The 26,742-nt window shown below is 43.2% G+C and carries 24 protein-coding genes and 1 pseudogene; 10 read left to right on the plus strand and 15 right to left on the minus strand.

Annotation, left to right across the window (positions count from 1 at the left end; all coding sequences use genetic code 11):
• Positions 1–110 precede the first annotated feature (110 nt).
• A complete protein-coding gene (locus ACSAZL_RS03850; RefSeq protein ID WP_440947419.1) occupies positions 111–2,027 on the plus strand; it encodes a PAS domain S-box protein in 1,917 nt (638 codons plus the stop codon).
• Between the two features lie 233 nt (positions 2,028–2,260).
• Entirely contained in the window at positions 2,261–5,407 is a 3,147-nt protein-coding gene (locus ACSAZL_RS03855) for a chemotaxis protein CheB (protein WP_440947420.1), read from the plus strand.
• 16 nt (positions 5,408–5,423) lie between these two features.
• Here ACSAZL_RS03855 and ACSAZL_RS03860 read toward each other — a convergent pair whose 3' ends face one another.
• The gene (locus tag ACSAZL_RS03860; RefSeq protein WP_440947421.1) at positions 5,424–6,167 is read right to left on the minus strand and encodes a dienelactone hydrolase family protein; all 744 of its coding nucleotides are present in this window, start codon (positions 6,165–6,167) and stop codon (positions 5,424–5,426) included.
• Between the two features lie 253 nt (positions 6,168–6,420).
• Here ACSAZL_RS03860 and ACSAZL_RS03865 point away from each other — a divergent pair, with 253 nt between their 5' ends.
• Positions 6,421–6,564, plus strand: coding sequence for a hypothetical protein (locus ACSAZL_RS03865; protein WP_440948957.1), 144 nt, complete (start codon positions 6,421–6,423; stop codon positions 6,562–6,564).
• Here ACSAZL_RS03865 and ACSAZL_RS03870 read toward each other — a convergent pair.
• From ACSAZL_RS03870 to ACSAZL_RS03880, 3 genes and pseudogenes are all read right to left on the minus strand, one after another.
• Positions 6,536–6,988, minus strand: a pseudogene (locus ACSAZL_RS03870) (DUF6444 domain-containing protein); the annotation flags it as partial. The gene ACSAZL_RS03865 and the pseudogene ACSAZL_RS03870 overlap by 29 nt on opposite strands.
• A 130-nt stretch (positions 6,989–7,118) precedes the next feature.
• On the minus strand, positions 7,119–8,084 hold the full coding sequence (locus tag ACSAZL_RS03875) for a GNAT family N-acetyltransferase (RefSeq protein ID WP_440947422.1): 966 nt from the start codon (positions 8,082–8,084) through the stop codon (positions 7,119–7,121).
• Between the two features lie 97 nt (positions 8,085–8,181).
• A complete protein-coding gene (locus ACSAZL_RS03880; protein WP_440947423.1) occupies positions 8,182–8,811 on the minus strand; it encodes a transglutaminase-like domain-containing protein in 630 nt (209 codons plus the stop codon).
• Positions 8,812–9,045: 234 nt separating this feature from the next.
• Between ACSAZL_RS03880 and ACSAZL_RS03885 the strand changes: the two genes are divergently transcribed.
• The gene (locus tag ACSAZL_RS03885) at positions 9,046–9,570 is read left to right on the plus strand and encodes a hypothetical protein (protein WP_440947424.1); all 525 of its coding nucleotides are present in this window, start codon (positions 9,046–9,048) and stop codon (positions 9,568–9,570) included.
• Between the two features lie 232 nt (positions 9,571–9,802).
• On the plus strand, positions 9,803–9,964 hold the full coding sequence (locus tag ACSAZL_RS03890; protein WP_440947425.1) for a hypothetical protein: 162 nt from the start codon (positions 9,803–9,805) through the stop codon (positions 9,962–9,964).
• A gap of 158 nt (positions 9,965–10,122) precedes the next feature.
• Here the strand turns inward: ACSAZL_RS03890 and ACSAZL_RS03895 are convergent, their stop codons facing one another.
• The 9 genes from ACSAZL_RS03895 to ACSAZL_RS03935 all read right to left on the minus strand — a co-directional run bounded on the left by ACSAZL_RS03895 (position 10,123) and on the right by ACSAZL_RS03935 (position 17,891).
• The gene (locus ACSAZL_RS03895; protein ID WP_440947426.1) at positions 10,123–10,530 is read right to left on the minus strand and encodes a DUF1699 family protein; all 408 of its coding nucleotides are present in this window, start codon (positions 10,528–10,530) and stop codon (positions 10,123–10,125) included.
• Positions 10,531–10,675: 145 nt separating this feature from the next.
• On the minus strand, positions 10,676–10,831 hold the full coding sequence (locus ACSAZL_RS03900) for a hypothetical protein (protein WP_440947427.1): 156 nt from the start codon (positions 10,829–10,831) through the stop codon (positions 10,676–10,678).
• Positions 10,832–11,780: 949 nt separating this feature from the next.
• A complete protein-coding gene (locus tag ACSAZL_RS03905; RefSeq protein ID WP_440947428.1) occupies positions 11,781–12,305 on the minus strand; it encodes a GrpB family protein in 525 nt (174 codons plus the stop codon).
• Positions 12,306–12,397: 92 nt separating this feature from the next.
• Entirely contained in the window at positions 12,398–13,123 is a 726-nt protein-coding gene (locus tag ACSAZL_RS03910) for a class I SAM-dependent methyltransferase (RefSeq protein WP_440947429.1), read from the minus strand.
• Positions 13,124–13,292: 169 nt separating this feature from the next.
• Entirely contained in the window at positions 13,293–13,634 is a 342-nt protein-coding gene (locus ACSAZL_RS03915) for a DUF3795 domain-containing protein (protein WP_440947430.1), read from the minus strand.
• 108 nt (positions 13,635–13,742) lie between these two features.
• Entirely contained in the window at positions 13,743–14,030 is a 288-nt protein-coding gene (locus ACSAZL_RS03920) for a PhzF family phenazine biosynthesis protein (protein ID WP_440947431.1), read from the minus strand.
• Positions 14,027–14,434, minus strand: a complete 408-nt coding sequence (locus tag ACSAZL_RS03925) for a PhzF family phenazine biosynthesis protein (RefSeq protein ID WP_440947432.1) — start codon at positions 14,432–14,434, stop codon at positions 14,027–14,029. The genes ACSAZL_RS03920 and ACSAZL_RS03925 overlap by 4 nt, the downstream gene beginning before the upstream one ends.
• A gap of 630 nt (positions 14,435–15,064) precedes the next feature.
• The gene (locus tag ACSAZL_RS03930; RefSeq protein WP_440947433.1) at positions 15,065–15,319 is read right to left on the minus strand and encodes a PRC-barrel domain-containing protein; all 255 of its coding nucleotides are present in this window, start codon (positions 15,317–15,319) and stop codon (positions 15,065–15,067) included.
• 199 nt (positions 15,320–15,518) lie between these two features.
• Entirely contained in the window at positions 15,519–17,891 is a 2,373-nt protein-coding gene (locus ACSAZL_RS03935; protein WP_440947434.1) for a CDC48 family AAA ATPase, read from the minus strand.
• Between the two features lie 739 nt (positions 17,892–18,630).
• On the opposite strand from ACSAZL_RS03935, the gene ACSAZL_RS03940 reads away from it, so the two are divergent.
• On the plus strand, positions 18,631–19,401 hold the full coding sequence (locus tag ACSAZL_RS03940; protein ID WP_440947435.1) for an NAD+ synthase: 771 nt from the start codon (positions 18,631–18,633) through the stop codon (positions 19,399–19,401).
• 71 nt (positions 19,402–19,472) lie between these two features.
• Here the strand turns inward: ACSAZL_RS03940 and ACSAZL_RS03945 are convergent, their stop codons facing one another.
• Positions 19,473–20,759, minus strand: coding sequence for a TiaS agmantine-binding domain-containing protein (locus ACSAZL_RS03945; protein ID WP_440947436.1), 1,287 nt, complete (start codon positions 20,757–20,759; stop codon positions 19,473–19,475).
• Positions 20,760–20,912: 153 nt separating this feature from the next.
• Between ACSAZL_RS03945 and ACSAZL_RS03950 the strand changes: the two genes are divergently transcribed.
• Positions 20,913–21,899: a transcriptional regulator gene (locus ACSAZL_RS03950; protein ID WP_440947437.1), complete on the plus strand. Its 987-nt coding sequence runs from the start codon at positions 20,913–20,915 to the stop codon at positions 21,897–21,899.
• 500 nt (positions 21,900–22,399) lie between these two features.
• Here the strand turns inward: ACSAZL_RS03950 and ACSAZL_RS03955 are convergent, their stop codons facing one another.
• Complete coding sequence (locus tag ACSAZL_RS03955; protein ID WP_440947438.1) at positions 22,400–22,612, minus strand: hypothetical protein; 213 nt, start codon at positions 22,610–22,612, stop codon at positions 22,400–22,402.
• Positions 22,613–22,737: 125 nt separating this feature from the next.
• On the opposite strand from ACSAZL_RS03955, the gene purN reads away from it, so the two are divergent.
• From purN to ACSAZL_RS03970, 3 genes are all read left to right on the plus strand, one after another.
• The gene (gene purN, locus ACSAZL_RS03960; RefSeq protein ID WP_440947439.1) at positions 22,738–23,346 is read left to right on the plus strand and encodes a phosphoribosylglycinamide formyltransferase; all 609 of its coding nucleotides are present in this window, start codon (positions 22,738–22,740) and stop codon (positions 23,344–23,346) included.
• 679 nt (positions 23,347–24,025) lie between these two features.
• Positions 24,026–25,264: a bifunctional serine hydroxymethyltransferase/L-allo-threonine aldolase gene (gene glyA, locus ACSAZL_RS03965; RefSeq protein WP_440948778.1), complete on the plus strand. Its 1,239-nt coding sequence runs from the start codon at positions 24,026–24,028 to the stop codon at positions 25,262–25,264.
• Between the two features lie 17 nt (positions 25,265–25,281).
• The gene (locus ACSAZL_RS03970; protein WP_440947440.1) at positions 25,282–26,145 is read left to right on the plus strand and encodes a bifunctional methylenetetrahydrofolate dehydrogenase/methenyltetrahydrofolate cyclohydrolase; all 864 of its coding nucleotides are present in this window, start codon (positions 25,282–25,284) and stop codon (positions 26,143–26,145) included.
• Positions 26,146–26,742 lie beyond the last annotated feature (597 nt).

Below are 26,742 nucleotides of genomic sequence, written 5' to 3' on the forward strand. Positions count from 1 at the left end.
AATACGTTTTTATATCACTAAACTTATAAAATCCGGACTGGATAAAATTTGAAACTTTAGATAAAGCAGGAGCCTCAAAACAGGAACTTTTTGATTTGATATCTGGGGAGTTGTCAGAGAAAAATCTGAGGGCAGAAGACCAAATTCAGATCCTGGCAAATATTGTGGAATCATCGGACGATGCAATTATAACCGAGTCTCTTGATGGCACAATTACCAGTTGGAATGAAGGCGCAGAGCAAATTTATGGTTATTCGGCTAAAGAAATTCTGGGAAAGTCCATGTCTGTCCTTGAGCCACCCATGTTATTCGAAGAAATGAAAGAATTAACCGAACTGATTAAACAGGGCGATAAACTCCACCATCATGAGACTTTACAGTTAAGAAAAGATGGTATAATAATAAACGTCTCACTAAGTATTTCTCCAATTCTTGATACCTCTGAAAATCCAGTCGCTGCCTTAGTTATTGCCAGAGATATAACCAATAGTAAACGAGCAGAGGAAAAACTTCGGAGAAGCGAGGAAATATACAGGATTGCCACAGAGCAGACAGGGCAAGTAATATATCATTACGACTTAAGAACAGATAGGTTTAGCTGGTCAGGCGCTATAAAAGAAGTTACGGGATACAGTTCTGATGAATTTCAGAAACTTGGCAAACACTTTTGGATTACAAATGTCCAGCCTTTAAATATGAATTGTTTGGATTGGAACCCCCAGATCATGAGAAAGACCGGAGACAGGTTTAAAGAAGAATTAAGATTGAGAAGAAAAGATGGAACTTACATTTATGTAGAAAATAAAGGGGTCTGCCTTAAGGATCATGTGGGTCAACCTTACGGGGCTATCGGGGCACTGAAAGATATTACGGATTGGAAACTTGCGATAAAAAAAGTAGAAGAGAGCGAGGAGAAGTATAGCTCTTTCATACAAAATTTCCATGGCATTGTTTTTCAGCTTGATAAAAATTTCGTTCCTGTATTTTTGAATGGGGCTGTTGAAGAGATCACCGGGTATAGAGAAGAGGATTTTACTTCCCGGATTAAGTGGAAAGACATAATCCATCCGGATGACCTTCCTATTGTTCTCAAAGTAGAAGAAAAGGTTCGAGATTCCTCATCCACCAGTTATGGAGGCGTCGAGTATCGTATAAAACACAGGAATGGAAGGGTCAGATGGGTCAGTGAAATTTATCAGAAAATTCGAAAAACCGATGAAAGGCCGGAATTCTACCAGGGTACAATTTATGATGTGACAGATAAAAAAGAGATGGAAAAACTTCTTGAAAATACCAAGTCTGTCCGTAAAAAAGAAATTCATCATCGCATTAAGAATAACCTTCAGGTAATCTCATCCCTGCTGGATCTACAGGCTGAAAAGTTCAACAAAAGAGAGTGCATTAAGGATTCGGAGGTTACGGAAGCCTTCAGGGAGAGCCAGGATAGAGTCATATCTATGGCTCTTATTCATGAGGAGCTGCACAAAAGTGGCGGGCTTGATAAACTTGACTTTCCTTCTTATATCAAGGAGCTTGCTGATAATCTTTTCCTGACATACAGGCTAGGAACTACCGATGTCAGCTTAAATATGGATCTGGAAGAAGATATTTCCTTTGATATGGACACAGCAGTCCCATTGGGAATGATCATTAATGAACTTGTTTCCAATTCCCTCAAGCATGCGTTTTTAGGTAGGGATAAAGGAGAAATCCAAATCAACCTCCATAGAGAAGGGAATAGAGAATGTAGAAACAGCATAGAATGCGCAGAAAGCAGCGCAGAAAGCGACAGCGAAGACTGCGAGATCACCAGTTTTACTATGACTGTTTCAGACAACGGTGTGGGCATTCCAAGAGACCTAAACATCGAAGAGCTTGATAGTCTCGGGTTTCAGTTAGTAATTTCCCTTGTAGAACAGTTAAACGGCGAACTCGAACTGAAAAGGGACAAAGGAACCGAATTCACTATGAAGTTTACAGTAACAGAAAAAAATAATCAGTGTCATAGTAAGCCCTATAAAATTTAATTACATGGTGCAAATGATATTGAAAATCTCACGGGCAGGATCAGCATGCCAGAAAAGAAAGGGATATAGCCTTGTAGAGAGAACATTTATTCCAATTATATAATTTCCCTCTTTTCTCATAACTTCGCGCGACACATATTATTCAGAACGAGATCTTCGAGCTTTCCATCATTGGGTACACATATAAAGGAGCACTAAAATATTCAGATCAAGGTAGGAAGGGAAGGGGCTGTATGATTATAGACAAAACCACGAGCAAAAGAGCACAAATAACGAAAGGGAAGAAGGTATCAAAAGGGAAACAGATACTAAGAGGAAAACAGATACCAACAGGAAAACAGGTCTCAAAAGGGAAGCAGATACCAAAAGAAGAGCAGATGCATGTTACAGAAGAAATCTCTATCTCTGAGCCTCCTGCTCCGGGGGAGCGTATACATGAATTCACAAAGGATGAATTTCCCATAGTAGGCATCGGCGCATCGGCTGGCGGGCTGGCTGCTTTCGAAGCTTTCTTTTCAGCTCTGCCCGACGACCTCGGGCCAGGCATGGCCTTTGTTGTGATACAGCATCTGGATCCAAAGCACAAGAGCCTCCTCACAGACCTGATAGGTCGCTATACAAATATTCCGGTTTACGAAGTCACTAACGGGATGAACGTCGAGCCTAACTGTGTCTATGTTATCCCGCCTAACTACGACATGATTTATAAAGAGCAGGCACTGAACTTGCTAGAACCTGCCGAGCCACGCGGTCATCGCACGCCGATTGATTTCTTTTTCCGTTCTCTGGCCGAGGAAAAGAAAGAGAGAGCCATCGGTATAGTGCTCTCGGGTACAGGTAGCGACGGTACGCTGGGAGTACGGGCAATTAAGGCTGAAGGCGGCATGGTGATGGCACAAAGTTCCGAATCAAGCGAGTATGATAGCATGCCGCGCAGTGTGATCGACACTGGTCTGGCTGACTACATATTGCCGCCGAAAGAAATGCCTGTCCATCTCATTGACTATGTCACTCAAGCTTTTGAAAAAGTACCCGCTCCAGTCTCCAGGGCCGAAGATGCGATGAAAAAGATATTCAATAGGGTGTTCATCCATACTGGTCACGACTTTTCCAATTATAAAAGGGGCACTATTGGCCGACGCATCGAGCGGCGCATGGTCGTCCACAATATCGAGAATATAGAAGAGTATGTGCATTATTTAGAGCAAAACTCCCTCGAGGTGGAAGCGCTCTTTCGAGATTTTCTGATCAACGTCACCAGTTTCTTCCGAAATCCAGATGCATTCGATGTGCTTAGAGAAAAAGTCATCCCGAATCTCTTTATTGGCAAGCTTGTAGGCGAAGCGATACGTATCTGGGTGCCTGGCTGTTCTACAGGTGAGGAAGCTTACTCAATCGGTATCCTGCTCCAGGAGCATATGGAGTTGATAAGGCGAACTTACAAGGTACAAATTTTTGCAACAGATATTGACACACGGGCCATCGAACAGGCCCGCATCGGTACCTATCCTGCCAGTATCTCTGTCGATGTTTCAGCGGAACGGCTGGAGCGCTTCTTCACCCAGGGTCCGGATGGTAGTTACCGCGTCCAAAAAGTTATCCGTGATATGGTAATCTTTTCCGAGCATGATCTCATTAAAGATCCGCCGTTCTCCAAACTCGACCTGCTCAGCTGCCGCAATGTGCTGATCTATATGGACTCGGAGTTACAGAGGAGACTTGTCCCCATCTTCCACTACGCGTTGAAGCCAGAAGGTTTTCTCTTCTTGGGTCCCTCCGAAAACGTATATGGGTTTACGAATCTTTTTGACAGTCTGGACCGCAAATCGAAGTTATATAGAAGCACAAAGAACGTTGAAGACGAGCAATACCGTGCCATAGCACAATTTGTGCCTCCACGACTGGGACCCATGGAGGCTCAAAAACTATCCGAAGAAGCTCCGGTCGGTGAATCCAAATTGCGCAAGCTGGGCGAACAGATGCTGCTCCAACTTTATGCGCCTGCCAGTGTACTCATTAACGAAAAAGGCGATATTCTCTACATATATGGACGTACTGGCTTGTACCTGGAACTGGCTCCGGGTGAGGTTGGCATTAATGTCCTGAAGATGGCTCGCGAGGGATTACGTCAGAAGTTGATTACAGCCCTGCACAAAGCGGTAGTTGATAAAAAACAATTATTCTACCCTGGGTTGCAGGTCAAAATCAACGGCGGTTTCACTACCGTAGATCTAACAATAGTACCTGTGGTTACAAGTCCCCACACAGCCTATGGGCCGAATCTATTCCTGGTTACTTTTGAAAAATCTCCAAAACAGGAACAAAATAAAACCAGAGGTACAGCTGCCAGGGAGGCTAAGGGAGGAGCCGATGAGAGCGGAATGGAAGTCGATGCACGCATTTTGGCGCTGAGGAGGGAACTGCAGACCAGGGAAGAGGACCTAAAAACCGCCAATGAAGAACTGGAAGCTTCCAATGAAGAACTCAAATCTTCCAATGAAGAAATGCAGTCAATCAATGAAGAACTGCAATCCACCAACGAGGAGCTGGAAACCTCCAAGGAGGAATTACAGTCAACTAATGAGGAACTGGTTACTGTCAATGCTGAACTGCAAAATAAGGTGGCCGATCTGTCTCAAGCCAACGACGACATGAACAATTTGCTGGCCGGCACGGGTATAGGCACCGTTTTCGTAGATAGTCAACTGCGCATCATGCGTTTTACTCCTGAAGTCACACAGGTTATTAACCTGATCCCGACTGATGTGGGACGGCCTATTAGAGACATCGTCTCAAACCTGTTGGGATATGACAGCCTGATAGAGGATATACGAGAGGTGTTAAACGAGCTGGTGCCCAAAAACATTGAAGTCCAAGCCCGTGACAACACATGGTACCTGATGCGCATCCGGCCCTATCGCACTCTTGAAAACATTATTAGAGGAGCGGTAATCACTTTTACTGATATTACCGAGTTGAAGCGGGTAAGGGAGTTGCTGGAGGAATCTGAAGCCTGCCTGGGTGCGGTTATGCGCTACTCGAATGACGCTATAATATTACAGGATCTGGAGGGTCATATCCTGGCCTGGAATTCGAAGGCTGAGAAGATGTACGGGTGGAGTGAAGCCGAAGCTCTGAAAATGAATATTAGTACTCTAATCCCGGAGAATCGGAAAGAAGAAGAACTGGGCACGGTAAAAAGGCTTAGTCAGGCCGAAGTTCTGGAACCTTACCACACCCAGAGGCTCAGCAAAGACGGCCGGATTGTAGATATATGGCTGACTGCCTCCCCATTGTTGAATAAAGCCGATGAGGTATTTGCTATTGAAACCATAGAGCAGGAGATCAAATCAGAAAAATCCGGGAATGAAAAATCATGATTAAAAAGAAATCTATTCAGACCGGTGTCTCTCTTTTTTCCGGTTCTTTTTTTAAATTGTTTATTATCCAGTTCTTCACTTCCACGTAAACCTCTTCGGATACCTCATTTAAGCTGTGTCCCGCTTTTAGATCGTATATCTTGATTTTCTTAGGTTCGTGAGCCAGATTGTATACATACTCCGAGATTTCTGGAGGTATAATTTCATCTTTCTTGCCGTGAAGTATGAGAACTGATGTGTCTTCCGAGAGGAAAGAGATCGGACTAACTCCAAAACTCTGAGTTGAGAGCATAACTATGGTTTTTACTTTCTTTTCGTTAAATGCTGCCTGAACAATCACGGCGCCTCCAAAAGAGTACCCGATCAGGCCAAAAATCCTGATATTTTCTACCTTTAAAAACTCTATCCCCACAAGAACGTCTAATAAAGATTCAGCCAGATTTATTGGATTCCTGAACTTTACCCTCAGCGAACTTATTCCTGTTCCCCTTAGATCGATACATAGACGCGGATACAGATCCCCTGCAGGAGTTTCAAAGTCCCCGCCTACTCCCCCAACCATAATTACTCCTTTATCCGTCCCCTCCGCTTTATAATATTTGCAATCGACCCTCCCACGACTGGTCTCTATCCGGATGAATTCAAACGAATCCATCTTCTCGCTTTTCACATCCAGAATAACAGTTGCCAGCTTGTTTTTCACGATTTTAAGTATCTCCGTGCCTTCTAACTTTACGCCCTGCAACTTTGCCCCCTGCATAAATGTAATTTAAACTTATGTATATTAGGAGCTTGTGGAGGACATTAAATTTTATACCATAGCTGAGCTTTCAGTAATTTTGCTCTCCATGAGACCCTGGTAATGCTTTCCACTGGCAGCTTCCCGAATTAACTTTTAAGCACGAAACAGCCTTTTCAGCCCGAAGTCCCACTGAGCCCACATTTCTTCCCTGTTATTGCTTTTCTTCAATATCTCAACAACAACCGAATTCGGTTCCATGAATATTACGGGATTGTCTTCTTCCCCAGGCTCTTTGCGAATCGGCTTTGCAATCCTTTCTTCGTATATGGAAAGCGCATCTATACCCGGCTTATTGTCCCTTGCATCCAGCCTTATCTACCTGTTCAGGTCTTTATCTGACATCGATGTTCCGTGACAATTAGATTTACAGGAGGGATATCAAAGACCTGTCTTCTCTCATAAGATTCAGCTTCAACATTCTCAAGAGTATGTCCACGTTCTTCGCAGCAACTCAAAGAATGTTCTATTATCTACTCAGGATCATCAGTCATTTCAAGAGTTGTCCCTTGATGTCCTTCTTGACCTCCAGGTTTTCTACCATTCTTTTTCCGGAGACTCTTGGGGTTAGGCTTCTCCTTGACAACAAAATCAGTAGAAGGAGGTCTACTGCTGTTACGGCTATTTTGATTTAAGCGAGCTTCCAAAACCTTTACACGTTCTTCGAGTTCAGCAATAAGAATGAATTGCTCTTCTATGATACTCTCGAGTCTATGGATTACAGAAATTACAGCTTCAGGACCAGCTTCATAGATAACAAGAATCTCTTCACGTGTAAGCATAATAACGAAACAAAAATAACGAAACAAAATAAGATTCAAATTATATGCAATTTTTACTCGTTTCGAGTAAAAATTGCGTAGCCTTCACAGGGCTACCTGAATAGTTACCTTATTTTTAAAGTTAATTAACTCATGTTGAAATTCTCTCATCAATCCGTCTGACCATGCTATATGCATACGGAACAAAATACTTATTCCAGAATCTACTTCCCGTAGTATTTATGGATTCAAAATCCACTCCGCAAAGAGTATACCCGTTTTTTAAAAGCCATTCCTGTATTGTTCCCAATAACATAGTTCCTATGCCTGCTTTTCTTTCATTTTCCAGAACATATGCACCGGTTATGTTCATTATGTCCCTGTGTTCCGAAATAAAAGTTTCAGCGTCTGGTTGAATTTTCATATATCCCAGTGTTTTTCCATCCTGATAAGCTGCCCATAAATGATGATTATCTTGTTTAAGCCAAAAAGTTAAATCCTTAACCGGATCTTCGTTTCTTCTGGGCATGAAGACAGGTGAGTTTCTGTAGTACATATTATGTTGTCTGTGAATATTTGCTAAAGTGGGTATATCAGGCAAGTGGACTTTTCTAATTATGATATCAGGATGATCATTTGCAGGAATCTTTTTTGATTCGCAAATAGAATCTACACAGCGCAGACCGAACCCCTGCCAAAACCATAAATCAGTAGTTTCAGTGTCATGTGCGAAAAATGTTAACGCATGAGTAAAACAGGCATTTCTTACCCATATTTCAGCTACGTGCGTATATAACTCCTGATACAATACACTTCTATATTCTTTTTTCCCGCCGTGCCCATATAGAGGACTGTAAATACCTTTACATTTCCCAAATAGTTCTTTAACCTCAAATCCGGCGATAAATCCGATTAATTCTCCATCCCTTACAGCAGCGATGCCTGTTCCGTTGTCAAATAAGTTCTTAATTGACTTCCTGAGATTGTATAAGTGGTCTTTTTCGTAAGGTAAAAATGGAATCGCTGTCTTTTCTTCGATGTATGCAGACATAATTAAATCAGCGGCTGCATCCACATATTTTTCATTTAGCTGGTCAAATTGAATTTCAAGTTCCATACTTCATCTTTATCATTTTTCTTATTAAAATTGAATTATCCAGAGCCCTTCTCCTGTGAGTGTCCTGACGGAGGGCATCCCGACCACGAATTAACTTTTAAGCACGAAACAGATCTTTCAGCCCGAGGTCCCACTGCGCCCATAGTTCTTCCATGTTGTTGCTTTTCTTCAATATCTCAACAACAACCGAATTCGGCTCTATGGATATTGCGGGATTGTCTTCTTCTCCAAGCTCTTTGCGAATCGGCTTTGCAACTCTTTCTTCGTATATGGAAAACTGAGCATCTATACCCGGCTTATTGCCCCTTGCATCCAGCCTTATCCACCTGTTCAGGTCTTTTAAATATACGGCGTTTAAGCCGTGCACGAATTTTTTGTTTACGTCACGACTCGAAGACAGTTTCTGATAACAGAACCCTGCCGGTATCCCGAAATATCTCAGCATGGCTGCAAGCAGGTGAGATTTTGCACAGCAGATCCCGTGCCCAAATTCAAGAACTTCCGATGCCTTACAGGTAACCTCCCGTGCGTCTATGTCCCCTGAATGATGAATTTCGTCCCGGACAAATTCATAAATTTTCTTAATCAAGCCGATTTCGTCTTTTTCTTCTATCTCTCCAATATCTTTCTCAAGTTCACGACACTTGTCAACAATCAGCTTATGATCATAATCTATGACTTCACTTTTTTTAAGGTAGTCTTGAATATTGTTGCTTTGAGTGTGCATCTTACTTACCTTACTCGCCTGTCGGTAAATACTACAAAATCTTTTACGAATTAAAAATGATGTGGAATTATGTTTTTATTGATCTTTTATTGACCTATATATAAAACATACGACATTGGGATTATAAGACATGTAATAATGAAATCATAAAACATACAGTATTGGGACTATAAAACATGCAATATTGAGATCTTTCTAAAATTGGAAAGAGAATCGTGGTGTGGAGATAATAGTATGGTAGAGGACGGAAATCAGGCTATGCAAAAAAGTATTGAAAAAGATTTATTCGAGGAGCAAAATAAAATTCTGGATAGATTTTTTTCGTTAATAACCTTAACATTTACAGTATTTGGTTTCTCTATCGCAGCTCTCAGTTTTGTTTATGGCAGAGGAATTTCTAGCTACCAGGAAGCTCTTCGTTCTTATCATATCGCTTTTGCTCTTTTTTGTTTATTCATAGCTTTTTTTATCTCAATTGGTAATGTGCTGGCAATTTTTCACCACAGAAAGCTAGTAAGAAGAGGCGACAAGGTAGGATATAGAGAGGGTAATGAACTGATAAGTAATAACTTGAAAATATATCTCGATATTTCAAGGCGAAAAAACTACTATGTAATTGCAGTTACTTTAATCGGACTTGGACTCACATCCTTCGTTAATCACTTTTCACAGCATCCTGGCTTAGCTGCCGTGCTTACTATAGGATTTGTTGTGATTGTTTTGATGCTAATGCGAAATTTTCGCAGGTATCTTTCCTAATTTATAGTAAAGGCTGCTCGATGTAACATAAAAGAAGGTGGTTCACAGGATCCTCTATACCCCACATTTCTAAAATTCCTTATTCTTCACTTCTACAAATCCTTTTTCCCCCGAACGCATGAATAGTTCTCGTTCCGGCAATACATCTCCCCCACTGTTCTGTTCCCTTTGGGATGAATAATTCGTCTCCGGGATTAAGAACAAACTCCTCATCATTCAATACTGCTGTATATTGCCTGCTAACGCAAACCATGTATTCGTCAAACTCATGAAAATGTTTTTTGGAAACTCTGTCAGAATAACAGGTTCAGAAAGCCATCTGGCTGCCGTCTGCACCTTCGTAAAAGTAGCCATCGATATCTTCAGTAATAGAGGATATGAAGTTACCGGATGAAGGATATTGAATTTTTCCCTTATAGGAGTAATTAAGCTGAAGATTATAAACCGGAGATTAAGTTTCGAAAGATTCGGTATCTTTTTACGTGTTAATCTCCAGCAAATTCTTAAGGGTTGTATTTTATCCTGTTTGGATTTCTCGGGAATTTCTTTGATTTATACAGGAGTTTCCCTGGTCAGGATATAAGCGACCATTCCAGGGTTCAGCTTGCTCTCCTTTGAAACCTTCTTCTCAATCTCCTCAGCTGTTTTACCCTCTATTTTCATATCCTTAATCTTTTCAATCACTGAGGACGGGATTGTGAAGTATTCGCATATATCTTTCCTGTGACCCCACACATCCCCTTCTACAAGCTGAATTCTCTGCATCTGCAGGAACATTTCTATGGACCTTGAGACCGTAGCTATGTAGGATTTAGGTACCTGAATTACCTCAATCTTCGGGCAGGTTTCAACCAATCCAAAAATATCCCTGTTCGAAGGCCTGAAAGCCAGGTGTACAAGGCGCTCATTCGGATTAAGTGTAAAGATTTCTTCTCTTGAACTGACCACTCTTATTCTCATGTTTTTCCCCCACTGTAAAGTTATTTTATGTTCTAAGCTGGTTTTATTAAGTTATTTTTTTGATTTAATTTGGTTTCATTTTTCGATTGCTTTAGGTTTAGGAAATAGTGAAGAAATTATACCGTTTCCTGTGAAACGGAATAATTCATACAGACATGAATGAGGAAGTTTTTTCCCTCTTCACTCTTCCCTGAGCAGCTAAAAGGCATTTAATTGTACAGTAAATTGCCTTTTCCTCCACTTTTTTCTGGACTATAAACTCATTCCCACAAATTGGACATGTTTTTCTTACATACTCCATAAAACTTCACCCACTTTTTTTCAATTAGTTTTTACTTTATTCATTCAAGGTTTGTACCTGAGCTGATCCCAAAACTCGAATTACTGCTCTATATCTTTTGTAAGTAACTGATCGAGCTTCCGGATTTTTGACTCCAATCGTTAATTTTACACACGACTGAATTCCAAACTTTACAACTCCTAAATATCAATATAAGTTGTATCACCAAAGTCTCTAGCAATTAACACTTTAATCAATTATACAAAATGATATTTGGGATAAGCTACCTGAATTGCCTTAATTTTCGGGCAGGTTTCTACCAGTCCAAAAATATCCCTGTTTGAAGGCATGAAGCTAGGCGAACAGAGCGTCCATTCAGATTTTTATGTGCCGATTTTTTCCTTGAAACTAACCGTTCTTATTCAGGTGTCAGTTTCATGTTTTCCTTCCCCACTGTTAAGTTTTTTTAATTATACGTACTACTAACTACATATACTTATTATATAAAGTTATCTTATTAAACTAATATTATTTATGTAGTATTCAGGGAACATTTGTTATATATGATTTACTAAATTGCTATAAAAAAGCCAGAAAGGGTGTAAAAAAGGGTTTTTGCAAATTATATTTTTATTTTTTCTTTTAATTTTACCCTATATCATGCTATAATTTTTTTCAAAAACTGATTTAATTATTTTAATCTGTAGTTGTAGTGTCCGCAAAAATCATCAAAATAATATTTATGCTGAGACGCTCCCGAAACTCGAAATTTTTCCTCCGAATCTCGTATTTCGAATGGTCAATTAAGTTTCGGATCACAAAATCAATCCTGACAAATTCTAATGATAAGAGATTAGATTGGCTTTGGGGCAAGCTCTATATGAAACATCAATTCCCTGATCCTTTGTGGTGAGGACCCCAATTTCTATCTTAATTCCTGCCTTTTATAATACCCGAAAGCCAACAAAAATTATTCTTTGTTTACGTTTTTAAGAATGTTTTGTAAGAATTCATGTTTTCCATCCATATAACCTATAATATCGGTTCTAAACTGTTTGGCTAGCTTTGTTTTGAGTTCTCCGTAAGCTTTCACGGCTTCCGGATGATTCCTTAAATAATCACGAAAAGCTATATGTTCAAGATAACCCTTGCCGTCCTTTGGGCATACATACATGTGATATGGCATAAAATCATCTATGAAGGCTCTTTTAAAAGCTTCCCTGCCTTCAATACCCAAATTTCCTTTATGTTCAAACCCAATTTTTGAAAGCCTGTCTTTCACAGCCGGAAAAATACCGTAAGAATCAATGACTACGTCAATATCAATAATAGGTTTTGAAGCAAGACCTTCAACCGCTGTGCTTCCGACATGCTCGACACCAGTTATAAGGTCACCGGCACAATCAACAATCATTGCTTTTATTTTCAAAAATTCGGTTTTCCACTCTGGATCATATGGAAGAACCCTTACAATGCCTTTCATTTTCACATCCATACTTATTCTCCTAAATGCAAAAACAATAATACTTCAAAGCCTGAAACCTTGCGTGAAAGCCGTTGTTATACGAATACCGGAGTATTTTTTTCTTAAATCGATTTTGCTTTGATTACTACAAATGACGGAATTCTATAATGGTACTCCTGTTCCGGGTATAATTCTATTAATTCTCTTGGAGGAATCGGTTCTCTAAATGAACTCACATACATCCCGGTTTTTTCAAGCGCAGCCATATAGCTTGACAAAGGCCTGTGATAGTGTAAGGTTTTGCCCCAAAAATTTAATTCTTCTACTCCTTCGTCCAGATAATTCACAATTTTTTTATACCTTTTTGTGTTGTTTTCATCCTCTTCCCAGTCACTTAAAAAGAAGCAGGGATGTGTTATTGAGAAAATAAAATCGCCAGGCCTTTTCAATACCCTTGCTACTTCAAAAATAAATAATTCAATTTCAGGAATATCCATTAGTAGCATATTCGCCACAACAATGTCGAATAATTTATTTTCAAAAGTTAACTCTCCAGTCAAATCCATTTTATTATATTGAAGATTACCATGGAAGTGCCTGCGCTTTGCTATATTTAACATCGCATCAGAACCGTCGATTGCTGTAACTAATGCTCCTTTTCGTGCAAGTTCTAGCGAAAAAAAACCATCACCACATCCCGCATCAAGGACATGTTTTCCGGCTACATCGCCTAATAATTCATTTACGGCAGCCAAATATATCTGGGCGTGAAAATTTTTTCCCTGATGGTTTTCCTCACTATAGTTTTCAGCAACAATATCCCAGTGGTTTATACTATCCGTTCTCATAAATCAGCAGATTCCTTCCAAATACGAGTCATCTATCCAAACCGAAAAATACTACAAACCCCCTGACCTCCGCGTCCACAGCTGAAAGGCGGTGTTATTATGAGATTTTCAGCCCTTTAGCTTAGCTCTGGCTCAGAGCCGGGCATTGGTCGGTTCGTCCTCATAAATGTCATTTATATTTGCCGTAAGCCCCATTCCAGCTGTCAGCGATTTTCAGGAAACTGGCATATCCGTTATCTCTGATATATTCAAGAGCCTGTTTGTATTTTTTATATTTGTACCCATTTTTGCTGTAAAATTCACTGATAACCGGACATGAAAGAAAGTCCTGACAATCTGCACAGGTGTTATAGTGCTTTTTAATGCAGCAGGCTTTCATTTTGCATCTGGCTTTATCTATATCTCTTTCACCAGTTATATAGCCAAATTTACAGCCTTTACAGGTTCCTGCCTTTAATTCCTTGCATGTTCCGCAATATGCACCACAACAGCCAATTGCTTCGATAGTCATAATTCCCGCCTCCCATGAACTTGCTGTCCGTACCCGGAAAGGGAATATATTATGAAAGGGAACATATTATTATTGTTATTCGCATCAATGCGCTGCTGCCTCTTCTTTTTATATCAACAATTCTCCTTCCATCACTGTCACTGCTTTCCCTGAAATTAAAACCCGTTCCCCGGTAACTTTTACTTTCAGGACACCGCCGCGTTCCGAAGCCTGATATGCAACGAACTCGTCTTTGTTCAGCTTTTTTTGCCAGTAAGGTCCCAGGCAGCAGTGAGCCGACCCTGTGACCGGGTCTTCCCATACTCCTATTTCCGGCGCGAAAAACCTTGACACAAAGTCGTATCCTCCGGTTCCGGCTCTTGCTGTAACGATTACTCCCCTTGCAGGTACTTTCAAAAGTTTCGTAAAATCCGGCTATTCATTGTTTTTACTGTTTCTTCGGATTCAACTTCTACTAGGTAGTCAAATATATTCTTCCCGACGTAGCTTGCTTCAATGCCCAGTGCTTCCAGTAACTCTGCAGCCAGTTCTGTTTTTTCTTCAGGTAATGCCGGGAAATTTAATTCGATCCAGCCGTTGTTCATTTTTGCCGTCAATAAACCGCTTTTTGTACTGAATTTTACCTCCCGGTCTTTTCCCAAATGCCCTTTTTCCCACAGGATATGGGCGCTTGCCAGGGTCGCATGTCCACAAAGGTCGATTTCTCCGTCTGGCGTAAACCACCTCAGGTCGTATCCATCATCATTTTTGACAAGAAACGCGGTTTCGGACAGGTTCATCTCACGGGCTATGTTCTGCATCAGGTTCTCGTCCAGCTTCTCATTCAGAACACAAACACCTGCCGGATTTCCCTAAAAAGGTTTCTCTGTAAATGCGTCTACCTGATAGATTTTCATCATTAATCCTCCAGCTTCATTACAATTTTCCACCTGCGTTTCAATTTAAGAGGTATTTCACAGTTTAGTAGCTATAATTGAAATTCGTTTATCTCGCATGTTATTCCATAGAAGTTGGTCTTTAAATTTGCTTTTTTTCCTCTTTTTTACGGAAAAGACCGCTCTCCTGTGTCGAGCGGGACAAGAACGACGTAATAAGGCGAATATGGTTTTACTGGTTTAATAGATCTATAATTTAGTCCACTTGAGCTTAGTCATTGCTAAAATCATCAAGTAGTCCTCTTGAGGGAGCGAAGCGACCGAAAAGGACCTCGTGCTGTTGCACTTGCAGTGCAACTCCCAGAAAATCTCCGATTTCCTGTGATCCCGAAGCTAAACTCGGGAAGCTAAACTCGGGAAGTGCAATTAGGGTGGGTCAAAACTAAAAAGAAGAGTTCCTCTGAAATTTACGGGCCAAAAGAAAACAAAGCAAAAAAGGTGAAAATAGGGTCTAAAAAGGAAAGGAGATTTCTTTCCTTTCCTTATTTTTTCAATTTATGCCCTTGCTTTCATTTTGTCTATTATAACATAGTCCTTGATGGCGCTTACGGAGTCAAAAGGAATCAGGATATAGTTATCCTCTTTTTTGTATCTTGAAACATCAAAGGTGGGGTTTGGGCTGACCATAAGGTCAATGATATGTCCTCCTTTGATTTCGACTACAATGTTGCTCAGAGTTCCGATCTCCGTCCCGTCAGTAGCCATCACCTGCTTGTTGAAGAGGAGGTTTCTTGCAAATATTTTAGACATACTTATCTGGTCTCCGTGCTCGGTGTTATGCGGAATTTGGGTAATGCTGGCGTTTCAGGTTAAATACTTTTACTTTTGATATTTTATTCAATTTGAAGCTATATCTTTATAAACTCTTTCCTTTTAAAAGTTACTCATTTGAGTCATACTCATTTAAGCTCTGAGTCATACTCATTTAAGCTCTTAACCTGTGTACCATTTACCTGTATCCCACATATCCGGCTGTCTCTGCCGGTCTCTGGCCTCCCTTAAACTGCTCCTCTATCTTCTCATAGAACTGTGCAATGTTTTCGTTGATTGTGGGTTTTACTTTCTTGAGGGCTTCCCTGAAGTGCCTCATCTCAATTGCTTCTACATCGAAGTTCTCTCTGAGGGCAAACATTACAGCCTCTCTGCATACTGCTTCTATGTCAGCACCCACGTATCCTTCCGTTATATTGGCAAGGTTTTCAAGGTCCACGTCCTCCGAAAGCGGGGTATTCCTTGTGTGGATCTTAAAGATCTTCATTCTGCCTTTACGGTCAGGCGCACCAACGTAAACCAGCCTGTCAAAGCGGCCCGGACGCATGATTGCGGGGTCAAGCAGGTTAGGGCGGTTGGTTGCGGCAATTATTACCACGTCCTTGAGGGTCTCAAGCCCGTCCATTTCGGTCAGCAGCTGGTTGAGCACCCTTTCCGAAGTCCGACTGTCCGTAGATTCCATGCCCTGCATGGCAGCAATGGAGTCGATCTCATCAAAGAAGACAACACAGGGAGCAACCTGCCTTGCTTTCTTGAAGGTTTCTCTGATTGCTTTTTCCGACTCCCCGAGCCACTTCGAAAACATCTCCGGCCCTTTGACGCTTATGAAATTGGCGTTTGACTCTCTGGCTACAGCCTGGGCTATCAGAGTCTTTCCTGTTCCGGGTGGGCCGTAAAGCAGGATTCCCTTCGGAGCTTTTATGCCCATTTTGACAAATTTTTCCGGGTTTTTAATGGGCCACTCGACTGCTTCGATGATCGCATTCTTTGCTTCATCCAGGCCTCCCACGCCGTCCCAGCCAACCGAAGGCATCTCAACAAAGATCTCTCTAAGGGCTGAGGGTTCGGCTTCCATCAGGGCATCTTCGAAGTTCTTCTTGGTTACAACAATTTTTTCCAGCCGTTCGGGAGGGATTGTTTCTTTTTCAATGTCGAGGTCAGGCAGGTTTTCCCTGAGGCAGCGCATTGCTGCTTCCTGTACGAGAGCCAGAAGGTCTGCTCCCACAAAGCCCTGCGTCCTCTCAGCCAGATACATGAGGTAGCGGTTTGTCTTCTCTTTCTTTTCCCTCTCCAGGGCAGCTTCATCGACTTCTATTCCAGCTTCGATTTCAGTCGCTGCTTCAAGTTCGACTTCGACTTCGACTTCGGGCTCTGCTGGCATGATTTCGTCATCTTTTTCGATTGGCATGCCCCGGGTGTGGATCTGCAGGATCTCATACCTGTCTTTGGTATCCGGCACTCCAATGTGGATTTCCCTGTCAAAGCGCCCCGGTCTCCTGAGTGCGGGGTCGATTGCATCCACACGGTTGGTAGCCCCTATAACCACGACCTGCCCTCTTTCCTCCATCCCGTCAAGGAGGGTAAGGAGCTGGGCAACCACTCGCCTTTCCACTTCTCCGGTTACGTTTTCCCTTTTGGGAGCAATGGAATCGATTTCATCAATGAAAATAACCGAAGGAGCGTCCTGGGTTGCTTCTTCAAAGATCTTCCTCAGCCTTTCCTCGCTTTCCCCGTAGAACTTTCCGACGATTTCGGGCCCTGCAATGTAATGGAAGCTTGCCCCGGATTCGTTTGCCACGGCTTTTGCGATCAGGGTCTTTCCCGTTCCGGGAGGGCCGTAGAGGATAACTCCCTTCGGAGGCTCTATATTGAGGTGGGCAAAGAGTTCCGGGTGCTTCATCGGCATCTCTATCATTTCCCGGACACGCATTATCTCCTGGCCAAGCCCGCCTATATCTTCGTAGGTGGTGACGCCTCTGGTAGCTTTTTCGTAGCCCTGTACCGGCTTTTTCCGGAGCTCGATATTAGTGGTTTCCGTGATCAGGACAATGGTGTTTGCAGGGTCCGTCTCAACAGCCACCAGCGGGATTACCTGGCTTGTTGTCAGGGACTCGGTCATTGGCTGAGACATCGAATTAATAATCGGAATTATGTCTCCCTTGAATACAGGCCTTTTCAGGATATGCCGCTTTATAATCTCATTCGCATGCTCCCCAAATTGCAGTTCAGGTCCTCCCTGGGTCATGCTTTCCGGAAGTGCCAGAACGAGCTTTTTTGCTTCCGGGGCTTCGACCTTTTTAATGGTCACCTTCTCCCCGATGGAAACTCCGGCGTTCTGCCGGATGAAATTATCAATGCGCACTATTCCCTGTTCCCAATCCTGCCGGTCTGCTCTCCATACCTTTGCTGTGGTCTTTTTCTTCCCCCTAATCTCTACAATGTCGCCGGGAGAGAGCTGAAGTTTCAGTAGCGCTGTAGGGTCAAGCCGGATAATTCCTCTTCCAAGGTCGATAGGGTATGCCTTTTCAACCTTCAACTGTATTTCTTCCATGGATCATCCCGAAAATAGTTGTCTTTTTGATTGTAATTTTATCTGGTAACGAAGTAAAATGAAAGGATACTGGATTTTTCCCGAATTTTCCGGATCGTGTAATTCTGGAATATACTCTTATTAGATGCTCTTTTTATTTTAATGCCTGTCATCCGGGAAATTTATTCCACATGCGCATTTCTTTGGGCTGTTCCGGGTATCGAATCTGTATCCGAAAGTCCTCAGCCTGGCGAGATCCAGATATTTTTTGTTTTTTACACTCCCGGAATATGCATTTTCGCCAGCTTAAGGCACCTTTAGCACCCCGGCACCGGGATACTCAGGTAATGGACAGTTGCTGAATATATTTAATACTCGGGTATTTATATTATTATGTCCGGAAGATAAGTCTCCTATATCTCCCATTTATTAAATAAGTTTACCCTTAGTCCCATTTTCCCTGGTAGGTTAATATATCTACAGCTCCTGTGTATAAAACTGTTTAATACAACCTGAATCAGCCTTTAAGATGTATATGACCTGATTATTCATATGACCTGATTATTCATATGGCTGGATTATTCATATGGCTGGATTATTTATACGGCTGGATTATTCATATGGCTGGATTATTTATACGGCTGGATTATTTATACGGCTGAATTATTCCGGTCTTCCGATGAACTAGAGTTTAAATCAGGATTTGAACTTCGAGATTACCGGATTTCAATTATTCACAAAACTCCAGGAATTTGAAAGCATGGACCTTGAAAATGCACAGAATAGGATTATTGAGTTTATCCGGAATGAGACCGATAAAGCAGGTGTGGACGGGGCAGTTGTAGGCATCAGCGGAGGAATTGACTCTGCCCTTACCGCAACACTTACTGTAAAAGCTCTGGGGAAAGAGAGGGTTCTTGGCCTCCATATGCCCGAAAGCAGCCTGACCCCGGCTGTTGATAGCGAAGATGCGAAAATTCTTGCCGACTGGCTCGGGATTGAATATCGGACAATTGACATCTCAGGCATCGTCTCGGCTTTCATGGCTGCTATTCCCGAGAGCGAATCTGCGGACCGGCTCACCAGGGGCAACCTGAAGGCAAGAACCCGGATGTCTCTTCTTTATTTCCACGCAAACCGGCTAAACCGCATGGTCATCGGGACGGGAAACAAAACCGAGATCCTCCTTGGCTATTACACGAAGTATGGGGACGGAGGCGTCGACCTTGAGCCTATTGGCGGGATTTACAAGACCGAGGTATGGGAACTTTCCCGCAGGCTCGGAATCCCGGACCCCCTTATTACCAAAAAGCCGTCCGCAGGTCTGTGGACAGGGCAAACCGATGAAGCCGAACTTGGAATTTCTTACTTGAAGGTTGATGATGTGCTCAGGATGATTGAAGGAGGGGCAGAACAGGAAAAGATTCTGAATGCTACCGGGATTTCCATTGAGCAGCTCAACTCCGTTACCAGGCGCATTGAGAGAAACGAGCATAAAAGAAAAGCTCCGCCCGTGCCGGAACTGTACTGAGCTTCCCGGCTTGGTGGAAAGGCAGGCACGGGTGTAGAGCTCCGGGAATTTAGGTTTTTAGCCTTTCCCGTTCACCGGGAAGGATAAATCCTTATGTTCTGGCATCTTTCCCTTGCAAGCGGCTTTGCAAGGTGTCTCCTGGCACAGGGTGGGACCTCATAGATTCCGGGTTCGAGGTCTCTTTCGGCTTCACAACGGACTTTTGAGAGTGCCTGTGTTCCGCATTTTTTGCAGCGGAAACCCTGCCCCTGCCCTGCGGATTTCATGTGTTTTCCGCACTCCGGGCATTTCGGGTTCTCTTCCCCGTAAAGGGGAGCAAGCGCTGTAATCTGTATTTTTTCAATGTTCAGAGTCCCTGAAGTTACACTTCCCGAAAGGATAATCTGATCTCCGGGCACCAGTTTTCGGACAAGCACCCTGAAGTTCTTGGTCGGTTCGAAAGCTGCACAGTCGATTTCGTCTCCTTTCCTGTCCCGGACTGCAAAGATAACGTGTCCTCCTTCAATGGTTTTAGGAGCTGCCGAGACCGTTCCCTCAAGCCTGTAGGAATGCATGTCCCTGATTTCAGAGATGCATGCTGCTGGCAGGAGATGCATGTCCGTCCCCTGGTTTGTCCTGTATACAGCAGAGCGCTCGACAGGTTCGGCCTGGATCAGAGCTGCAGCTTTATCAACGAGTTCGGGGCTTTCTCCTCTTATCCCGAATAATACCGGGTCTGCCGAATGGGGCACGCAGACTACGAGCCTGTTTGCAAGATCTACCGTATCCCAGGTTCCGGGGTAGGTCTGCCTGTCAGCTTCAAAAAAACTCTCCTTATTAACATCCCGGAGACTTCCCCAATTTTCCTTCCGCCGGTATGCCAGGTGCTCAAAAGTGCAGTCCCACTTCTCAGGGTTCAGCATAGCCCCGCAGGCTGCAAGTGCGCCTATCAGTCCCCTTCCGTTTTTGAAGCTTTTTGAGCTGATCCCGAGCTCCGAGATAAGGTGCTTTGCCGTTTCTATTTCAACCACGTCCTTTACAGCTTTTTCCAGAAAACTCAGGAGGACAAGCTTGAGGCTCTCGTAATCTTTTTCCTGGATAAATACGGCCCCGGGATTGGTTTTTTCGCACTCCATACGCGCAAGTTCTTCTATTCTGGATGTCACGTGGGCGATTACCTTTTCAGGCCAGTCAGTTTTGAGCTTCAGGGCTACTGCTGCGTTCCCTCTTGTTTTATAGGGAATGGTCGGGTTCAGGCGCACAAGGAGGGGTAGGGCTTCCATAGTCCCGTACTCCTGCAGTTCTTCGAGCAGCAGGGCTCCCAGGTATGTTGTGCACATGCCTTCGTTAGAGTCCGTATCGTCAATTCCGATGATCATTTTTCCGTATCCAGTTTTCTCCCTTAATATTTCTGTAATTCCGGTATGGGGATGCCGGGATTTTCGGGATTCTCCGGCTTGTTTTTCCTCTGTAAACATTGCCAATGTCGGAGAAATATATATATAGATGTTCAAACAGAGATTGATACCGGAATGACAAAAGAGGTTCTCATACATCAAATTATTGATGTATTGTCGCGTGCGGGTTTTGCACTCTCTGACCGATGTAATATACGTCCCAGGAGCTTTGATGTTGCCGCACGGAAAGATGAAACACTACTACTTTGCAAGGTTTTATTTAACATTGACGGCCTGAACGAGGAAACAGCCAGGGAGATGAAATATCTTGCTGAGTATCTCGGAGGTTCCGCTATCGTTGTTGGAGCCAAGACAAGGGACCAGATGCTCGAAGATAGTGTCGTATACATGCGCTATGATATCCTTGCTCTGAATGTTCAGACCCTATATGACTATTTCGTTGAAAATATCAAGCCTCTGGTTTCAGCAGCTCCCGGCGGGCTTTATATCTCAATAGAAGGAGATCTCCTTAAGAAGGCAAGGACGGGTCAGTCCATGTCTCTCGGGACCCTGGCTTCCATGGTAGGGGTCTCAAGAAGGACCATCAGCAAATATGAAGAAGAAGGCATGGACGCATCCATAGATGTCGTGCTCCAGCTTGAGGACATTTTCGGGGTTGAACTGGCAAGACCTATAGATATCCTGAAGTCCTGCGGGAGCAGGAAGCCCAGGAAGAAAGCAGAGCCTGAAAAGGAAGAATCTCAGGTAAAACATAACACTCTTTTGCCTGAAGACCTGATCCTCAATACGATTTCGATGCTCGGATACGATGTTCTCCCTACGGCTCAGGCTCCCTTCAAAGCAATCTCCCGGGACAAGTCTTCAGTCATCCTCACGGGGGTCAGCGAGTTCAACACAACCGTAGTCAAAAGAGCCCATCTGATGAGCAGCATTTCCTGCATTACGGAAACTCAGTCCGTATTCATCATTAACGGGCGTTCCAAGCTGAAGTCCGTTGAGAATACGGTACTGATCGAAAAGAAAGAACTCGACAAGATCAGCGATTCGCAGGAACTCCTTGAGTTCATAGAGGAACGCAAGGAAACACACAGTGGCGCTTAACAGCTCTTTTCTATTTTCATTTTCATTTTCATTTTCTTTTTTCTTTTTGTTCTCCGGTTGTGATTTTCGATTATTTGCTTTATTTATTCCGAAACCCTGAAGGAAATATTTTTGTTCTCTCTCTCTCTGCGCCGCTCGAAAATTTGGGTGGGTTTGAAGTCAGATAAAAAGCAAATTTCAAGCCAGCAATGCAATTAAGAGAGACGATGTATTGAAGAGAAGTTCCTCGAACTGAGAGAATACTTACTTCAGCTCGGAAACCGTTTTTCAATCCACAGATAAATACAAAAGCCTCTACCAGCCTGTCTTGCGGCCCTTCACAAAAGGAGGAAAGCAGAAACGGCAAAAGAAGCAAAGAGTTATCGTTCCCTCTGGTTACTTTTCTTTTTTAGGTTCTTGCAAGTGTCACAAGTTGTATTTTTCTGTTGCTTTTTTCTTTCTTCTTTTTCTTATGGGAAAAACCGCTCTCCTGCGTCTCTTTATTTTACCATTGTTTTTGTTTAGTCCTCTTGAGCGCAGCGAAAAGGACAGCGTACTGCAGAGCCGCAACTCTGCCGAAACAGACCGCGTACTCCCGAGTCGCAATTCGGGCTGTAGAGCCGCAACTTTGCCGAAACAGACCACGTACTCCCGAGTCGCAATTCGGGCTGCAGAGCCGCAACTTTGCCGGGATAGGAACGACTCAATATGGAGAATACGGTTTTATCGGTCATGAATGGCTGATAATTTTCTTTCCTACAACTCTATTACTATATTTAGAGCTTCTACTCTCGTTTTGCCCCGAACATCATAAAGATGCAAAACCCTAATATATCACTGTTTCAATCTAAAAGCTTCGATGACGGTAAAGATTGCAGTTCTGGTCTCAGGACGGGGCTCAAATCTCCAGGCGATTATAGACAGCATTGAAAAGGGCTACATAAAAAACGCGGCAGTCAATGTGGTTATCTCCAACAAAGCCGATGCTTATGCGCTCGAACGTGCAGAAAAACATGGAATAAGTGCTGTTTTTCTCGACCCTGAAGGGCGTGACAGAGCCGGGTACGATAGAGAAATCCTGAAGGTGCTTAAACAGTATGATACGGACCTCCTTCTGCTTGCGGGCTATTTCAGGCTCCTTGGAAACGAGATCATTGAGGCATACAGGCACAGGATCCTGAACATACACCCTTCCCTTCTTCCGGCTTTCAAAGGACTTCATGCCCAGAAACAGGCTTTTGAGTATGGAGTAAAGGTTGCTGGCTGCACCGTACATTTTGTTGATGAGGGACTCGACTCCGGGCCAATTATCATCCAGAAATGTGTGCCTGTGCTCCCGGAAGATACCGAAGAAACTCTCACTGCCAGGATTCTCGAACAGGAGCATATTATCTATTCCGAAGCCGTCAGGCTCTTTGTCGAGGGTAAGCTTAAAGTCAAGGGCAGAAACGTAATGGCCCTTAAGTGATGGCCTTTAAATATCCCTTAAAATTACCCTTGAAGTAACTCTTAAAATTACCCTTAAATATCCCTTAGAATTACCCTTGAAATAACTCTTAAAATAGTCTTTAAATGAGCCTGAACTCTGTAGAAGCTCTGGATTTGCGTTAATTTTATCATGCAGGGCCGAGTTGAGAAAGTTTTGATCGATAAAGATCTGAATCAGGAAGACAGAAATCCAGATCAAAATAGGTATATTAAAATCGGGTAATTCCCGGCTGAATAGGTTTCGAGAATCTGTTCAAAAAGTGGAAAATGTTCCAAAACCGGAATAGCTTTCATTAATTAGTCGCCTCACTAATACCTGACAGTTATAAGTATATGAATTATATTACTCATCAGTGTTCTGGGCAGCAAAAGATTTTCCATATTCAGGAATCTCCTGAGTCTTTGATAATTCCCGTTCATGAGAAGCTTCAGGGCGTTGAAAACTTTCGTCCCTCCTGCTTTCCGGCTTTAAGGCAGTTCTTACGGGATTACAACACATTAATATAAGTAAATACCAGAATCGCAAGCATACTTACATTTAATCATTTAATCAGTCAATCAATTATTCAATTATTCAATCAGTCAATCAATAATCAACTCACGCTAGCAAGAAACCCTTGATTTCAAATAAATTTTAAATGTTGGATTAGGTGACAGCAGTGTCTTACATTGAAAAAATCGATCCAGAATTGTTTGAGGCTATCGAAAAGGAAGCCGATCGTCAGGAACACAAACTGAACCTGATTGCGTCAGAAAATTATGCGAGCAGGGCTGTTATGGAAGCCCAGGGCTCAATCATGACCAATAAGTATGCCGAGGGATATTCCGGCAAGCGCTATTACGGTGGCTGTGATTTCGTTGATGTTGCCGAAAACCTCGCGATTGCCAGGGCAAAGGAAATCTTCGGGGCAAAGTACGTAAATGTCCAGCCCCACTCCGGTTCAGGTGCCAATATGGCTGTCTATTTCTCAGTACTGCAGCCCGGGGATACAATCATGTCCATGGACCTCTCTCACGGCGGACACCTTTCTCACGGCAGCCCTGTAAGTTTTTCCGGGAAGCTGTATAACATCGTGCCTTATGGGGTCAGCAAAGAGACCGAAGCACTGGACTATGACGAACTCCTGAAGATGGCAAAGGAATGCAAACCGAAAATGATCGTCTGCGGAGCTTCAGCCTATCCCCGCGTGATAGATTTCAAGAGGTTCAGGGAGATTGCCGATGAAGTAGGGGCTTACCTCCTTGCGGACATTGCCCACATTGCAGGTCTTGTGGTTGCAGGCGTACACCCAAGCCCTGTGCCTTATGCGGATTTTGTCACCACCACTACCCACAAGACTCTTCGGGGTCCCAGGGGCGGAATGATTATCTCAAAGACCGAAGAGCTTGCAATGGGGGTAAACAAGGCAGTTTTCCCGGGCATTCAGGGTGGGCCCCTCATGCATGTCATAGCTGCAAAGGCAGTCGCCTTCAAGGAAGCCATGAGTGAGCAGTTCGGGCAGGATCAGGCTCAGACCATAAAGAATGCAAAAGTTCTCTGTGCATGTCTGAAGGAGAAAGGTTTTGATATTGTTTCCGGCGGCACTGACAACCACCTGATGCTTGTGAACCTTAATAATATGAATATTACAGGCAAGGATGCGGAAGCTGCAATGAGCAAAGCCGGAATTATTGCCAACAAAAACACGGTGCCTTTCGAGACCCGCAGCCCCTTTATAACCAGCGGGGTAAGGCTCGGGACTCCTGCCTGTACCACAAGGGGTATGAAAGAAAAAGAAATGGAACTGATTGCCGACTACATCGAGATTGCAATCAAGAATGCAGGAAACGATGCTCTGCTGTCGGAAGTCAATGCTAAGGTAAGGGACCTCTGTTCAAGGTTCCCTGTTTACAGCTAATCGGGGAGGTTTACCAGTTGTCAGATGAAAGCTATGAGTCACGAATAATAGATGGAAAAGTGCTTGCACGGCAGGTCGAAGAAGAAGTAAGGGCAGGAGTTGAGGACCTTGAAAGCAACAGGGGGATCACCCCCGGGCTTGCTACCATCCTTGTAGGGGACGACCCTGCCTCAAAGATGTATGTCCGCCTGAAGCACAGGGCCTGCGAACGTGTGGGTATCAAAGCAGAAGACTACCTTCTTCCGGCAGAAGCTACTCAGGAAGAACTGCTTTCCCTGATCGATTCCCTTAACAAAAACAAAGATGTGCATGCAATCCTGCTCCAGCTTCCGCTGCCGAAGCACTTCTCTCCGCAGGAAGCAATGGAAGCCATATCTCCTGCAAAGGACGCAGACGGTTTTCATCCCTATAACATGGGAAAACTCATGATCGGGGACGAAGGCCTTGTCCCCTGCACCCCTCACGGGGTAATCAGAGCCCTTGAGGAGTACGGTGTGGAGGTTCAGGGGAAAAATGCGGTTATTGTCGGGCACAGCAATGTCGTGGGAAAGCCAATGGCTGCAATGCTCCTGAACAGAAACGCAACCGTTTCGGTCTGTCACATCTTCACCGATGACCTGAAGAAGTACACCCTCGGTGCCGATATCATTGTGGTTGCGACAGGGGTTAAGCACCTTATTAAAGCAGATATGGTTAAAGAAGGAGCTGTAATCTTTGATGCGGGAATCACCCCGGAAGAAGGCGGAGTATTCGGAGATGTTGACTTTGAAAACGTAATCCAGAAAGCTTCTCTTATAACTCCTGTCCCGGGTGGTGTAGGTCCCATGACAATTGCAATGCTTATGAAGCATGTTCTGATGTGTGCGGAGAAAAGCCTTTAATCCCTATTTTAAGGCTTTTTCTCATTTTTTTTTTATTTAAGGCATTTTTAGCCTTTTTTGATCCCTGATTTATTGGTCTATGTTTGATCTATTCAGGGATTCAGGAGTGAATTTTTCAGTTTTCTCTTCCTGCGCCGAGCTGGGCCTGCGCCGATCTGCCAGCCAGAGAAATAGTTTTTTAGCGCCGGATGACATTTTTTAAATCACAGAATACAGGATGCTTTTGCCAGTTTACCTTCCAATCTGTCAAAAACTGATTCTTATGAGTTTCCTAGGTTAATTTTATCTTCTGGATTTTATCCTGGCAACTTCTCTTCTTTTTTAGTCTTGGCATAAAAGTACTGTGATTCGACAGGTACTTTAATTCCTTTCTACCTGTTATTCAAAGAATTCGTGTGTTTTTTGTTCTTCTTTTTGAGAAAGCCCGCTCTCCTGCGTCGAGCGGGGCAAGAACGACTCAGTATAGTGAATACGGTTGCATATGTCAGAAATTCCGAGGTCTTTTTAACCTTGGTTAAAGCACAAAAATAGTCTTCTCAAGCTTTTTGCACCAAGACAAGTAAATTTGTTTTTTGATAGTATTATACTTGAGGATTT

This window comes from Methanosarcina mangrovi (genome assembly GCF_052057765.1).
In the GTDB taxonomy this organism is placed as follows: domain Archaea; phylum Halobacteriota; class Methanosarcinia; order Methanosarcinales; family Methanosarcinaceae; genus Methanosarcina.